Origin of the sequence: Carboxylicivirga agarovorans (assembly GCF_050589845.1) — a bacterium.
Taxonomy (GTDB): domain Bacteria; phylum Bacteroidota; class Bacteroidia; order Bacteroidales; family Marinilabiliaceae; genus Carboxylicivirga; species Carboxylicivirga agarovorans.
In genome coordinates this window covers 17,497-32,514 of record NZ_JBNGPA010000027.1, presented here as the reverse complement: position 1 = coordinate 32,514, position 15,018 = coordinate 17,497, and the positions used below count along the sequence as shown (strand labels likewise).

Genomic DNA, 15,018 nt, shown 5'->3' with positions numbered 1-15,018 from the left:
TCATTCGGTGATTTGTATACCCCTTGTGGTGAATGAAATACCTTGTTGACCGTAGGTCGAAATCATCACAGCCTCAAACAATGGAGGGTTTTTACCATTTTTGCAAGCCCAGTCAAAAACAAAGTTGGCTCCTGAACCTCCCTCAATATCCTGCTCTTTAATAACAATTTCCATTGTTTCCAAGGGGTTAAGATAGATTGGTTTTTCTATATATTGCCTGACATTTTCGCCTAAAGTATTAAAATAATCCGCTTTTAGAATAAAAACCGAATCACGTGATGAAATGTTGCGCAAACTAACTGTAATGGTAAGATCAAAAGTCCTTTCTCCGTGAATATGATATATGTGCGAATAAACAGGCAGGTAGGTTTTCCCCTTATAGTAATCTGCGTAGTTTTCAATATTAACCTGCTTGCTTTTCCAGTCTGCTTGTTTAATCGGATATCTGCCGGCTTTGTCACTATTACAGCCGAGAACTGTAAACACGATGATTATTAGTGTAAATGTATATCGCATGGTGTTTTCATTAAATTATATGCTTATAAATTTACAATAAAATTTGGCTGCAGAAAGGGTATTAATTAGTTGTTAAAAATTAACTGCTTGTATTTTGCTGGTTCTATCAATATGTTGATCAGAAATCCGTGAATTGAAAATTTGTGATACTAATACCGATGAATCCTTTGCTCATTACTCAATGATACGTTTATCACTTCTTGTTGCCTATTAAGGTAAATTGGAAAAAACTCTCGTAAACATTATTTTTTTATATTTGAAATATCGTGCTTAACGTGATATATAAAGACTTTAACTAAGCTAAAACCTCATATTTAAATGAAAAGATTGCTTTCAGCCTTTCTAATTGGAGTGAGTTGTAGTTGCCTGGTATCACAGGAAAAGTTTAGCGACCAGATAAAGGTCAAAGAAGATTTAAGTGAAATATTAAGGAATATATCACAGAACTATATTTACCTGGAGGATAAAAGTGTTGATCTGGACTGTATAAAGGCGCATTACGAAAAGCAAATACCTTTTATTAAGACAGAAGAGCAAACAGTACTATTCTTTGAATACCTGTTAGACGAGTTTTATGACAGTCATTTGATTTTAAATACCAACAGGAGATCTTCATACAGGCTTTATTCGCCAATTTATGTCACAATAAAAGAACAGAAACCTATTATTTCAAATGTTTGGATATCACAAACCGAAAATCCTTACCAAAATGTAGTAGGAGCTGAGGTATTAAAAATCAATGGGATTGACATTAATAGGGCAATGGAAGATTTTCCTACCCATTGCCATAATAAGAACTCTCTTGCAGTTAGGGAATGGATTGTAAATAAAATACTGGCAGGTCGATATAATAAGCCAAGAGTCATTACTATTAAAATGCCTGGCAATAAACCGGTCGAGATTGATCTGGATAAAATTACAATAAAGGCAGAGAAAGGGTTGCTCACATCAAGCATTGAAAATGAAATAGGTATCATCAGGATAAATAATTCATTAGGTAATAACAATCTTATATCCACTTTCGATAAAGCACTTGATAAAATGATGGATACAAAGGGCTTGATCATCGATCTGAGAAATACTGTTGATGGGGGTAATTCTTATGTTGCCCGTGGTATTATGGGGCGCTTTATCAGTGAGACAAAGCCTTATCAGAAGCATTGGACAATTGAACAGTTTGATGAAAAAACTTCAGTTGAGCGAACCTGGCTCGAGTATGTTAGCCCAAGGAAACAGCAATACAAACAACCGGTGGTGATATTAGTGGGCAGATGGACAGGTAGCATGGGGGAAGGACTTGCCATAGGATTTGAAGGGATTGAACGAGCTCAAATTGTGGGCACTGAAATGGAACGTCTGGCAGGTGAGATGACTGGATTTACATTCAAAAATCAACCCTTTGGATACAGGCTTTCTACGGCAAAATTGTATCATATCAACGGAACACCCCGTGAAGAATATATTCCTACAAACTATGTTGAGCAAGCAACAACAGATGAAGATCTGGTACTTATTAAAGGCATTGAGATGATTAGTGAAATGCAACAATGAAATACATAATGTGAGAAGATTATCATATTTTTCATCATTGGCTAAGGAGTTATCTGTAAGGTCATTGACAGGCTAATTGTTCAAGCTCTATACATGTCTGTTTTCTTCTTCATGAAAATTAAACTTACTTTTAAAATCAGTTCTGGTGGAGTGTTAAAATATGCCTTCACTCTATATCTTATTGATCTCATGAATAAATATCATAACATTGAAACAGTTTCCCAATACAATAAAATTTAAGTTTGACTGGAGAAAATACCAGAAAAGAGTGTTGGATGAATTAGAATCCCATCTTGATGATAATCATCTTCATATAATAGCTCCACCTGGTTCGGGCAAGACGGTACTTGGTCTTGAAGTAGCCTTAAGGCTTAATAAACCGACATTAATTTTTGCACCGACTGTAGCCATCAGAAATCAATGGATACAAAGGTTTTGTGAACTTTTCCTGCAAACCAGCAAGGAGCCGGAATGGATTTCAAGAGATATTAAAAAGCCTGCCTTTTTAACCGTTGTTACATATCAGGCGCTTCATGCAGCCTGCACCAAATCTGTGATTGAGGAATATGATCTGTTTGAGGAGGAAATCGAAAATGGAATCCAGGAAAAGGTAAAAAAAACCTTGGATGTAAAAGAACTTGTTAACAAATTAAAGAAACAAGACATTGGAACAATCGTGGTTGATGAGGCACACCACTTAAAAAACGAGTGGTGGAGGTCATTAAACGCAATTAAGGATGCTTTAAATCCAACGATTGTTGGTCTGACAGCAACACCGCCTTACGATGTCACTTATACGGAATGGCAAAGGTATATTGATTTAAATGGTCCTGTCGATGCAGAGATTTCCGTTCCGGAATTGGTTGTTGAAAATGATCTGTGTCCACATCAGGATTATATCTACTTGGCTGAGCCAACAGAAGATGAATGCAAACACATTGCTGATCAAAGAGCAAGAACATTAAGCGTCTTTGAAAATATAAAAAGAGATGATGTGTTGATTCAATCATTGATCGAGCATCCGATTTACAAGTTTCCTGCAAAAAATTTAGGATGGATATATTCAAGGCTTGAATGCTACTCATCGGTACTTATTTTTCTTAATGCTGTAGGAAGAAATATAACAGAGGAACATTTAGAAGTTATCGGAGATAAAAAATATGTCATTCCACCTCTGAATTACGAATGGCTTGAAATCTTATTGACATTCTATTTATTCGGAGACAAGGATAATTTTAACGCATACGAAGAGCATAAGGAAAAACTAAGAAATAAACTCAAGCGAAATGGACTTCTCAACAGGCGGTCGATCAGTTTCAGTAATAACCATAAGATCAGTCGCGCATTAAGTACATCAATTAGTAAATTGCAAAGTATTGATGATATTGTCGATATTGAACATGATATATTGGGCAGTGACCTTAGAATGGTTATTCTTACTGATTATATTCGTAAGGAGTTTCTTGTGAGTGAGCAGAATAACAATCTGGCCTTAAATAAAATTGGAGTATTGCCAATATTTGAAAAACTGAGAAGGACCAATGAGAGGAATATGAAGTTGGGGATTCTTTCTGGTTCGCTGATCATTATTCCCAAAACAGCATTAAATCCTTTGCATGAAGCAGCCCGAAGCATTCATATTGATGAGATATCGTACAAGCCTTTGGATTATGATGATAGCTTCCTTATTATCAATACCAATGAAAAGATAAAGCATAATATTGTTCAATTAGTTACTGTTTTATTCGAATCGGGCGAGATAGAAGTACTAATAGGCACAAAATCACTATTGGGTGAAGGGTGGGATGCACCAACAATAAACGCATTGATACTTGCAAGTTTTGTAGGATCCTATGTCCTTTCAAATCAAATGCGTGGACGAGCTATTCGCTCTGACCGTTATAATAGCAGTAAAACAGGGAATATATGGCATTTGGTTTGTGTTGATTCAACTGCAGAGGATGGAGGAGACGACTTGCAGTTGATGAAACGTCGGTTCAAATCTTTTGTTGGAGTATCTAATAATAGCGAGGTAACGATTGAGAATGGAATAAACAGGTTGAATCTTCCTAAAGCATTCAACAAGCCTGAAATTGAATCATATAATTCAGAGGTAATTAAAAAAGCGGGTAATAGAGATGTACTGTATCAGAATTGGATAAGTGCACTTTCAGGTGGAGTTAAATTGATTGAAGAAATAAAAGTCCCATTTCCCGATGACAAAAAATATAAGGAGATCAAATCACTGTATTATAATAAAACTATTGCCAACTTGATGGCAGCCTTAGGATCTGGCTTAATGGGTTTTGCTGAATGGTTTTTTGATCTTTTAGTAAGAAATGGCAGGCATATTAAAAGTCGTGAGGATATATTTCGTTTGCTTATGTTTGCAGGAGTTGTGGGTGTATTGTATTTTGGAAGGCAATTCCACAAAACATTCACGATCTTCTTTAAATACAGAGACATCTCAAAAGATATTCAGCAGATAGGCGAAGCATTGCTTTGCTCATTAGTGAAATCAAAAGCCATTAAAACTGATATGACCGATTTACATGTTGTTTCTACAGTTGACAATTTCGGTGCAATTTATTGTCATCTGGAAGGAGGCACAACGTTTGAAAAATCCACATTCATTAAATCAATGCAGGAGATTGTTTCGACGATTGATAATCCGAGATATTTGATACAAAGGAAAAGTCTTTTCCTGAAGGTGATATCTCAAAACGATTACCATGCGATTCCTGAATTACTGGGAAAAAATAAGAAAACAGCAGTATATTTCGAAAACCAATGGAGACGTTTTGTGGGGGCTTGTAATTTGGTTTATACGCGCAGTATTGAAGGAAGAAAAATATTGCTTAGATCGAGGGTGAATTCCCTTTCTTCTGAATTTCAGGAGAAAACAGAAAGAATAAACAAATGGAGATAAATAAAAGGGAATATAAATAATAAAGCAATGGCATCGAAAAGAATAGGTATTGAAGTTTTTCTCCTTATATAGAAGTAGAACCTGTATTTTTAGATACTTAAAACACCATTACTGTTTATTAGCGATCACTATGAAGCCAACAGAAAAGCAAATTAAAGAAATAGCAGAATACCTTGATTGCGGAATGAGGTGCTATTTTAACAAGAAGACGGGAGAGGTCAAACACATACTAAACTTTGATAGTTGGGAATCTGACTATGAAGAACCATGGCAAGAGGATATAGATGAAATAGAGAAGAATCATCAGAACTACATGGAGTTTGAAGCAATGCCTTCGCGTGATTTGTTTAATTTAATGGTTGATTTTACTGATTCTATTGATGATTTAAAGCTTAAAGAGCGTTTAATAAGAGCGCTGAATAAACCAAAACCATTTAGGAACTTTAAATGGGAAGTTGATAATTCAGGAGACTATCGTCAGCAATGGTTTGACTTCAAAAGTATGAGGTATATAAGTTATGTAGAGAAGCAATTGGGCTATTGTAATGAGGCCGATAATGAGAGATTTGAATTGGATCCTGAGGTTTGAGTTTAATATCGAACTCAGGTTAATAGTAGCCATTTTATCAGTCTTATAAAGTTAGATCATAATTGCCTACCTGTTGCACAAAGTTTTATACACACAATACCTGCATTTGTCAACATTATCCACTGGTTGAAAAGGAATATCAGGATTGTACAACTCTTCAAACAGGGAGTTTAGTCCTGCCTTAAATTCATCACGAACGGGTTGCAGGATAATTGGGTTCTTGCTTTTTCCTTCTTTTAAAAAGAGTTGAGTATCATAGCTCTTCTTAAACACATCACGAACCCATATAACACCCGGCTGTACAGGGGAGCTGTCTCCCGTTTCTTCCAGAATAAGCGAATAAAGTAAGGTTTGGAAGGTAGCTTTGTTCTTTTTGTGTTTATCGGTATCGAATAAATCATTAATACTGCTGATGGTCGGATCCCCTGTTCCTGTTTTATAATCCATTACTCGTAGTATACCATCTTTATTTTCGAGGCGATCGATAAAACCACCGATGTTCAATTTAAGTTCGTTACTGCTATAGCAGTGTTGAACTTTACGTTCCAGATCTACAATAGTGAAAGGGCTGCGTGCCTTTTCCAGCTTCAGGAATTGCAGCAGATAGCGACGTATCACTTCAAATACCATTACATTTTTACCATGAATCTCGGTAAACGTGCTTTTACCTTTTTCGTAATCGGTCAAATGAGTGTTAAATCCTTCTCGAATCAGGCCGTCAATGAGCTTCTTATTTTTGATCCATCCTTCAATGGTAGCAGCTTCAACTTCTTTTCCTATATGTGTTTTATAAAGGTTTTCAACCACATCATGAAAGATGAGTCCAAAAATGCGTGCATCAGCCTCTTCGGTAATCTCATCCGGTTCTTTTATGCCGGCAATTTTCTGATAATAGAAGCGCATGGGGCATTCAATATATACCGACAGTGCACTTGGAGAAAGGAACTTTTCATGACCTGCTTTGTATTGCTCCAGTCGTTCCATTATGGCTTTTGTCTTTCTGGCAACAGGCACCGGTGGGCTTAATAATGATACATTTCCCGAGGATGTTTGCGACTTGATCTGTGCATTAAATTCGTATCTTAACTGGTACAGGAAACGACTCATTTCATTCGATTTCATACCCTGTGCACCAGTAGAGTAGAGCAATTCCACTTTTTTGGCTCTATGTATCAGACGAAAGAAATAATAGGAGAAGATGGTATCCTGTAATTCAATGGTCGGCAGCTCAAATCCGGCTCGCAGTGTAGCAGGAATAAAGGTGTTGGGTGCCGAGGTTTTTGGGAAAACACCTTCATTCAAATCCAATATGATCAGCTTGTCAAAGTCCAGGGCACGTGTCTCCAGTATACCCATTACCTGCAAACCAGCCAATGGTTCACCTTTAAAAGGGACTGTTTGAAAATCAGCTAGTTTCTTATAAAGCTTTATCCAGGTTTCGGGCTGTAAATCATCTTGTTGATTTTGTTCCAGTAAATCCTGCAAGCGCACAATGCTTTTGTGCAACGCAAACACAAACTCCTGCTCCAGTAATTTATCTTCTTCAGGTTGAAGTAATTCGTATATTTTGGTCAGTATATCTGTCAGGTAACTGGCTAGCTCGCTACCGTTATTAACTTTACCAAACAGTAATTTAAATAAGGGATTAATTTGAAGGTCTCTGGCTTTTACAAAGATAATGTTCTCTTTGACCAGTTTTTTATGAAGTGTACGACAATCATCTTCAGCCAATAATGAAATATACTGGTGCTGTAATATAGGTAGTACATGACGATGATACAACCATACGCCTTCTTTGCTTTTACGTGCATTGCGCTGCATTTCAAACAATAAGTTGACCAAACCAAACACAGGTGTATTATTTAAGGGATATCCCATGGTCACATTAACCCGGTCTACATTCCCCGGTATGCCATGTAAAGCTGGCATCAACATGGTTTCATCAGCAAGTACAACAGCCGTTTTTAAATCGCTCTCGTATTCCTTTTTAAGAAAAGAATGAACGGACTTTAACTGTTCGGTAGGATTGGCAACTGCTGTTATGGTAATATCAGGGCCTTCTTCGTTTAGTGGTAAAGAAAAATCTTTTGGTGAAGGATAACGCAGGCGGTTTTCGTTTAAAAATAAACCTGGACCACGTGTCTGAAGAATATCGTTATCCGTTTTCTCCATCCATGGTGAGTAATCCCAGAAGAAATCGGCTGTTTTTTGTTTTCTCAGCCTGTCCATCAGCTTCCGTTCCGCGGGAGTCAATGCGTTTAAGCCTACAAAAACAACCTTTTTCCACTTTATCTCTAAATGCTCTTCTTGTTTTATTTTGTCTGCTATTTCACGGTAAACAATACCATCGTATGCCAGCGATTGCTCTGTCAGTTTTTCCTTAAAAGCCTTATATACTTTAGGTATGTGTTCCCAGTTTTCAAGAAAGTAAGACTGGTGAGATGATAACTGTTCTGCCTTGAAAGCTCCCCAGAACGTTTTTATCGCTTCCAGCTGTTTCTCATTAAGGTGACTGTAATCGTCATCTAACTCTTTAAAAGAGATAAGGTTGGAAAACAGTTGATCAACATCCACCAGGTATTTATCAATGTCATCGAAATCACCCAAAAACATATCGCCCCAAGGCAAAAACTCGTCAAAGGAGATGTTTTTACCACTTACCTGATTATACACCTGATGTAAAGTGAATAATAAGGTGATATTATCGGCCACAATTTGTTTCGTCAGTGACCCGAAAAAGTCATTAACTGTCAGTATCTGCGGTGCCCATGATGGTTCATCAACCAGCTGACGCAGGTAATTGGTAAAAAATATGCCGGCACGCTGACTCGGAAAGACAAAGCAGTAGTCAGACAGTTCATTTTTGGCATTTTTATAATAATACGAGGCTATTGCATTAAGGAATCCGGATGTCATGTGCTCAATTTATAGAATAACAAATATAGCTAATTGATGCCCGATGAAAGAAGCTTTACAACCTAAGTTTTTAATATGTCATTAATATACTGCCATGTTGAAATGCAACAGGCGAATGAAAAGTTATTATCGACCTGATGGATAGGCGTGAAAGCAGCCAATAATATTTTCCTGTAAATTTCCAATAAAAATCATTATTCAAAAACCTGTTTTACAATAGGTGTATGAGCTTAAAAATATTTTAACTTTAGTCTTACTTATTTGTTAATAGAGGAAAGAAAAACACAAAAATACCGAAACTAATATAGTTTTATGGATAAATTCTCATTTCTGGGTAATAGCGAAATTGGCTCAATAGATGAGCTTTACAAGCAATATAAAGAAGACCCGGACTCTGTCGAAGAGTCGTATCAAAAGTTCTTTCAGGGATTCGATTTTGCACTTGAAAACTATCAGCAATCAAGTACCGCAGGTTATGTCGATAAAGAATTTCATGTATTAAACCTGATTCATGGTTACCGCCAGCGAGGACATTTGTTTACTAAAACCAATCCTGTTCGATCACGTCGTAAATACTATCCAACTCTGGATGTTGAGAATTTCGACTTGTCTGAAAAGGATCTGGATTCTGTGTTCCAGGCTGGTAATGAACTGGGAATTGGCGCGTCTCCATTAAAAGACATTATTGCACACCTGCAGCAAACCTATTGTCAGTCTGTAGCTGTGGAATACCTTTATATTCGTCATCCGGAGATTCTAGGTTGGATGAAAAAACGAATGGAAAGTGTAAAGAATACGCCTGATTTTTCGCCTGAAAAAAAGCGTAAGATCTTTAATCAGCTGAATACCGCAGTTGGATTCGAGAGCTTTATCCATAAAAAGTTTGTGGGACAAAAACGTTTTTCTTTAGAAGGATCTGAAACATTAATTCCGGGCTTACATGCCCTGATTGATAAAGGAGCTGAACTGGGGGCAGAAGAAGTGGTGATCGGAATGGCTCACCGGGGCCGTTTAAATGTATTGACCAACATCTTGCAAAAACCATATAAGAATGTTTTTAAAGAGTTTGTAGGTGATGAATACGAAGAGGGTATATCATTGGGTGACGTGAAGTATCACCTTGGTTATTGTAGTGATATTGAGGCCAGCAATGGCAAAAATGTACGCGTCAACCTGACCCCTAATCCGTCGCACCTGGAAACTGTTGCGCCTGTTATTGAAGGTATTTCACGCTCAAAGATCGATCATAAATACAACAAGGATTTTGATAAAGTAGTGCCGATCGTTATTCATGGAGATGCCGCCATTGCCGGGCAGGGAGTAGCTTATGAAGTGGTGCAGATGGCTCAGTTGCGCGGATACAAAACCGGAGGAACCATTCACATTGTGATCAACAACCAGGTTGGCTTTACCACCAACTATCTCGAAGGCCGTTCTTCAACCTATTGCACAGATGTTGGCAAAGTAACCCGATCACCTGTTTTTCATGTAAATGGTGACGATGTTGAGGCCTTGGTTTATACCATTGAACTGGCTATGGAGTATCGACAGCGTTTTAATTCTGATGTGTTCATCGATTTATTATCATACCGTAAATATGGTCACAATGAAGGAGATGAACCGCGTTTTACCCAGCCAATATTGTACAAAGAGATTGCGCGACACAAGAATCCGCGTGATATTTATAAGCTAAAGCTAGAGGAGGAACAGGTGGTGTCGAAAGAAGATGCCAAAAAAGAAGAAGTGAATTTTAATCAATTGCTGGAGCAGGAACTGGAGGCCTCGCGCCAGATTGATAAGGTGGTTATACAACGTTTCTTAAATGATGACTGGGATGGATACCGACATTCAGAGCCACAGGACTTTGTTGAATCGCCTGATACTTCGGTTGATAAGGATGGCTTAATAAAGCTGTTGGAACGTATCAATTATTTGCCCGATGACAGAAAGTTCTTCAAAAAGCTCCATAAAATTGTTAATGACCGTAAACAGATGGTTGAAGAAGATCGTCTGGATTGGGCCCTGGGAGAACAACTGGCCTATGCTTCTTTAGTTAAGGAAGGTCACCCGGTGCGTTTAAGCGGTCAGGATGCAGAGCGTGGTACCTTTGCGCATCGTCATGCTGCTTTAACCATTGAAGACACTGATAAGCGCTATCGTCCATTACAGCACATTGCTCCTGATCAGGCTACCTTTAAAGTCTTTAACTCTCTTTTGTCGGAGTATGGGGTAATGGGTTTTGAATATGGTTATGCCCTGGCCAAACCAGATGGACTGACTATTTGGGAAGCTCAGTTTGGGGACTTCTATAATGTTGCGCAGGTAATTATCGATCAGTATATTTCTTCTGCCGAGGAAAAATGGGGACTTATGAATGGTCTGGTTCTTTTATTACCGCATGGATTTGAAGGGCAGGGGCCTGAGCATTCCAGTGCAAGGGTTGAACGCTTCTTATCGCTGGCTGCACGAAATAATATGCAGGTGGTAAATTGTACTACGCCGGCCAACTTTTTCCATGTGTTACGTCGCCAGTTAAAACGCGAATTCCGTATTCCATTGGTCGTCTTTACGCCTAAAAGTTTATTGCGACATCCGAAATGCGTGTCTTCGTTAGCTGATTTTGAACAGGGTGGTTTTAAGGAAGTAATTGATGATAATAATGTGGATGTTTCTGATGTGAAGCGTGTTGTCTTCTGTACCGGAAAGATCTATTATGACTTACTGGCTCGTAAGGAAGAGCTGGATGCACGCGATGTGGCTTTGGTTCGTATGGAACAGATGCATCCTTTCCCTCAGGTACAGGTGGAAACCATTATTAAAAAGTACAACAATGCCTTGTTGCATTTGTGGGTTCAGGAAGAGCCCGAGAATATGGGAGCCTGGAATTACATTCGCAGCAAGATGCCTGATGTTGATATTGTACCTGTTGCACGTATTGCCAGTGGTAGCCCGGCAACCGGATTGAATGGCTTGCATGTGATTGGCCAGAATGAAATCATCAACAAAGTATTTAAAGGCTGTCATTGTGAACGGCAGTTAAAATATTGTGGTTTGCAATGTGTTGAAGGTAAGTCGCGCACCGAAATCCTGAAACAGCACATGTATTTTGAAGAGAAACCTAGATTTTCCATATAAGAATTAGTCAGTAGTTAAATGTCAGTAGTCAGTATATACAGGTTGTAACCCAGGTTGCCTGAAACAGACTAAGGACTAAAAAATTGAAAGAAATGATAATTGAAATAAAAGTCCCTACTCCCGGAGAATCCATTACAGAGGTGGAATTGGCATCGTGGATGGTATCAGACGGCGATATTGTTGAAAAAGACCAGGAAATTGCAGAAATAGAATCAGATAAAGCAACTTTATCATTACTGGCAACCGAGGCGGGAAAAATTAAAATATCGGTTGAAGCAGGTGAAACAATTGCGGTGGGTGCTGTTGCATGCACCATTGATACCGACTTTGCAGGGGAGACTACATCTAAGGCTTCTGCTGATGTACCTTCAGAGCAAAAAGACGTTGAAGGGAAAAAGGATACAGAAAAAGAGCCGGAAGCAACTTCAAAGAAAGAAGTGACTAATACTCATTATCCTGATGCTAAAGTGTCTCCTTTGGCCCGGAAGCTAATGGAAGAAGCTGATCTGGATGTTGACCAGGTAATTAATGGTTTAAAGCGCTTGTCAACCAAAGAAGTAGAGTTAGTTAAAAATTTACCGGAACAGGATGATACTGCGGGAGGGAAAGGCCAATCAGCATTTATTAACAGCAATGTAAGTCGTGAATCCGAACGACAGAAAATGACCATGTTGCGTAAAAAGCTAAGTCAGCGTTTGGTAGCTGTTAAAAATGAAACAGCGATGCTAACTACTTTTAATGAGGTTGATATGTCTGCTGTTATGAATCTTCGTAAGAAATATCAGTCTAAATTTATCGATAAGCATGGTGTCAAGCTTGGTTTTATGTCTTTCTTTATTAAGGCGGCATCACTGGCATTAAAGCATCATCCAATGGTGAATGCCATGATCGATGGCGATGAGATCGTGATACCGGAATACCATGATGTATCTGTTGCCGTACAAACTCCTAAAGGACTCATGGTGCCGGTGATACGTAATATTGAAACACTAAGTCTTGATGGCATTGAGTTGTCATTAAAGAATTTGGCTGAAAAGGCCCGAAAGGGTAAAATCGGCCTCGAAGAAATGACTGGAGGAACTTTTACCGTAACTAACGGAGGTGTCTTTGGTTCTATGCTGAGCACGCCAATTATTAATCCACCGCAATCGGCCATTATGGGAATGCATAATATTGTAGAGCGTCCTGTTGCAGTGAATGGTAAAGTGGAGATAAGGCCTATTATGTACCTGGCATTGTCATACGACCATCGAATCATCGACGGTAAAGATTCTGTAGGATTTTTAGTGAAAGTTAAAGAGATGATTGAAGATCCGGCTAAGCTGTTAGCTGGTGGTTTCGACCCTGAAAAAGAGGTCTTGGGCTTATAAATTTTCTTTAAAATATGACCGCAAAGCCATCATGTGAACGAAGTTTGAGTTCACCTGATGGCTTTGCTATTTATTTATTGCAACAAATTGTTCAATTAGTATAATTTTGCAGGCTCTAATCTTAACACGAACAAAATGAACGATAAAAAGCAAAGCGAGAATTACAAGTTTACCCAGCATACCAAATGCGAATATTTTCCCTGTCATAAAGTAAAGGATATAAAAGAGTTTAATTGCCTGTTTTGTTATTGCCCCTTATACATGTTGAAAGATCAGTGTGGTGGCAATTTTAAATATACCAATGGTGTGAAAGATTGCAGCGAATGCCTTAAGCCGCATACTAAAGGTGCCTATGACCACGTCATGAGTAAAATGAAAATGGTAATTAAAATAGGCAGTCAACGTGACTAAAAGAACACTTTATTCGAAACGCATAGTTGTTCGGTATTAAGTATTTCTTAACTGAAATTGAACGAATTAAATTGCTAAAAAAAGCTCCTGATCAAGATTGTTACACTCAATGCGTTACCTGATTCTTTTCGTTGTAATGCTATTTTTCAGGTAACAATTAAGGATATGTGGCGTAGGACTTAATGCATTACTAAGAATAGTGATTCTAACGATAAGATTATTAACCTAAAGGCACAGCTAAGCAATATTTAAAGAGAAATGTTGTTTTGTGACGAATGAAAAAATGATGATGAAAAAGATGAAATGGATCTCAGCAATACTTATTGCTGGAGTTTTTGCTTTTACAGCTTGTAGTGATGATGAAGGCAGTGGGGAAGTTTTTAGTGACTTACCGGTTGAAGAGCAAAAGGAAAAAATGGAGAGCGAAGGTATTGCCATGGTTCAGAAAATGGACGAAGCAAAAAACCTTAAGACCTACGACGTTATTGATGGTTTCTTTGCCTTAATGGATATCGCAGATGCACAGGCGGTAAAAGCTGTCGAGTTCTCTTTAAACGAGGTGAAATCAGTTCAGGAAACTAAATCAATTGTTAATTTAAAGGGCGCGCTTGTAGACAAGATGAGAGCTTCGGATGAGTTTAAAGCTGAAGCTGGTGTTTACGAATGGGATTCTGAAATGAACGATTGGATGGTTGTTGAAGAATCTACAACTGAAATTACTTATCGCTTTCTTGTTGAAGGGCAGGATGCTGAAATAAGTGTTTATGACTTTAATGTGCAGGATGCGGCTCACCAGGATGACCCTGAGATGGTTGTTGAATTACCATTATCATTAAATGCTCATGTAAAATTAGGAGCAACTGTTATTACCAGTTTCTCTTTACAGGCCGAATGGAATGACGACGATACGCCCAAAAGCATCACTGAAATCATTACACTTGAAAATTTCTCTTTTACAAGTGAGTTAACAAACACAACAAGTAAAGTTGCTGCCAGCGCCTCTTTCAAGCATAATGAGGATGTTATCTATGGTAATGGTTTTTCATTGGAAGGTGATTTTTCATATACCGAAATTTTCAATACGCTTGAAGGTGAAGGTGGTATGGATGATGCATTAGCACAGGAAGTACTTGAAAAGGCAAATGTTTGGTTTCAGTTAGGTAACATTAAAATTGAAGGTATCCTTGATTTTAAGGGTTTTATGGAAGGCTTTGCTGAAAAAGTTGATTCAGGTGAGTTGAATGAAACTTCAACTGAACAAGATATGCAGGACATGATGGTTGAGCTTGTAAACGAGTACGCTCTTCTTTATGTTCGTTTTGCCGACTCAAACGAAATTATTGCTAAAGGTGAATTCTACCTTGAAGAAATGACTGATAACTATGGTGGAAGCTATGTTGAACCGGCTTTCCTAATGGTGTTTGGTGATGGTTCTAAAGTAACTGTTGACCAGTTTGTAGAAGAAGGATTTGCTGATTTGATTGCTGAAATCGAAAGCTTTATTGCTGCTCTTGAAGAAGCTTATGGTGAAGAAGAAGTTGTTGTAACTCCTGTATAGTCTTTACCGGAAAAGAAATATAGAAATTGGAGATCTGTGCAGG

The 15,018-nt window shown here is 38.1% G+C and carries 9 protein-coding genes; 7 read left to right on the top strand and 2 right to left on the bottom strand.

The features are described 5' to 3' along the window. Entirely contained in the window at positions 1-516 is a 516-nt protein-coding gene (locus ACRD69_RS19625) for a DUF3124 domain-containing protein (RefSeq protein ID WP_430816837.1), read from the bottom strand. Between the two features lie 318 nt (positions 517-834). Here ACRD69_RS19625 and ACRD69_RS19620 point away from each other — a divergent pair, with 318 nt between their 5' ends. The 3 genes from ACRD69_RS19620 (at position 835) to ACRD69_RS19610 (ending at position 5,585) form a co-directional block, all read left to right on the top strand. Next, positions 835-2,067, top strand: a complete 1,233-nt coding sequence (locus tag ACRD69_RS19620) for a S41 family peptidase (protein ID WP_430816836.1) — start codon at positions 835-837, stop codon at positions 2,065-2,067. A 208-nt stretch (positions 2,068-2,275) separates the two neighbouring features. Continuing rightward, positions 2,276-4,996 (top strand): DEAD/DEAH box helicase family protein, encoded by a 2,721-nt coding sequence (locus ACRD69_RS19615; protein WP_430816835.1) that lies wholly within the window; start codon positions 2,276-2,278, stop codon positions 4,994-4,996. A 130-nt stretch (positions 4,997-5,126) separates the two neighbouring features. Next, entirely contained in the window at positions 5,127-5,585 is a 459-nt protein-coding gene (locus ACRD69_RS19610) for a UPF0158 family protein (RefSeq protein WP_430816834.1), read from the top strand. A 66-nt stretch (positions 5,586-5,651) separates the two neighbouring features. Here the strand turns inward: ACRD69_RS19610 and ACRD69_RS19605 are convergent, their stop codons facing one another. After that, positions 5,652-8,501, bottom strand: a complete 2,850-nt coding sequence (locus tag ACRD69_RS19605) for a PD-(D/E)XK nuclease family protein (RefSeq protein ID WP_430816833.1) — start codon at positions 8,499-8,501, stop codon at positions 5,652-5,654. A 312-nt stretch (positions 8,502-8,813) separates the two neighbouring features. On the opposite strand from ACRD69_RS19605, the gene ACRD69_RS19600 reads away from it, so the two are divergent. The 4 genes from ACRD69_RS19600 to ACRD69_RS19585 all read left to right on the top strand — a co-directional run bounded on the left by ACRD69_RS19600 (position 8,814) and on the right by ACRD69_RS19585 (position 14,975). Further along, complete coding sequence (locus tag ACRD69_RS19600; RefSeq protein ID WP_430816832.1) at positions 8,814-11,636, top strand: 2-oxoglutarate dehydrogenase E1 component; 2,823 nt, start codon at positions 8,814-8,816, stop codon at positions 11,634-11,636. A 92-nt stretch (positions 11,637-11,728) separates the two neighbouring features. Continuing rightward, positions 11,729-13,006, top strand: a complete 1,278-nt coding sequence (odhB, locus tag ACRD69_RS19595) for a 2-oxoglutarate dehydrogenase complex dihydrolipoyllysine-residue succinyltransferase (protein ID WP_430816831.1) — start codon at positions 11,729-11,731, stop codon at positions 13,004-13,006. A gap of 135 nt (positions 13,007-13,141) precedes the next feature. Continuing rightward, a complete protein-coding gene (locus ACRD69_RS19590) occupies positions 13,142-13,417 on the top strand; it encodes a cysteine-rich small domain-containing protein (protein ID WP_430816830.1) in 276 nt (91 codons plus the stop codon). Between the two features lie 289 nt (positions 13,418-13,706). Further along, the gene (locus ACRD69_RS19585; protein WP_430816829.1) at positions 13,707-14,975 is read left to right on the top strand and encodes a hypothetical protein; all 1,269 of its coding nucleotides are present in this window, start codon (positions 13,707-13,709) and stop codon (positions 14,973-14,975) included. Positions 14,976-15,018 lie beyond the last annotated feature (43 nt).

Excerpts from the sequence above, each read along its gene's own strand:
- ACRD69_RS19625 (WP_430816837.1), bottom strand. The coding sequence starts at position 516 with ATGCGATATACATTTACACTAATAATCATCGTGTTTACAGTTCTCGGC.
- ACRD69_RS19620 (WP_430816836.1), top strand. The coding sequence starts at position 835 with ATGAAAAGATTGCTTTCAGCCTTTCTAATTGGAGTGAGTTGTAGTTGC.
- ACRD69_RS19610 (WP_430816834.1), top strand. The coding sequence starts at position 5,127 with ATGAAGCCAACAGAAAAGCAAATTAAAGAAATAGCAGAATACCTTGAT.
- ACRD69_RS19605 (WP_430816833.1), bottom strand. The coding sequence starts at position 8,501 with ATGACATCCGGATTCCTTAATGCAATAGCCTCGTATTATTATAAAAAT.
- ACRD69_RS19600 (WP_430816832.1), top strand. The coding sequence starts at position 8,814 with ATGGATAAATTCTCATTTCTGGGTAATAGCGAAATTGGCTCAATAGAT.
- odhB (WP_430816831.1), top strand. The coding sequence starts at position 11,729 with ATGATAATTGAAATAAAAGTCCCTACTCCCGGAGAATCCATTACAGAG.
- ACRD69_RS19590 (WP_430816830.1), top strand. The coding sequence starts at position 13,142 with ATGAACGATAAAAAGCAAAGCGAGAATTACAAGTTTACCCAGCATACC.
- ACRD69_RS19585 (WP_430816829.1), top strand. The coding sequence starts at position 13,707 with ATGAAAAAGATGAAATGGATCTCAGCAATACTTATTGCTGGAGTTTTT.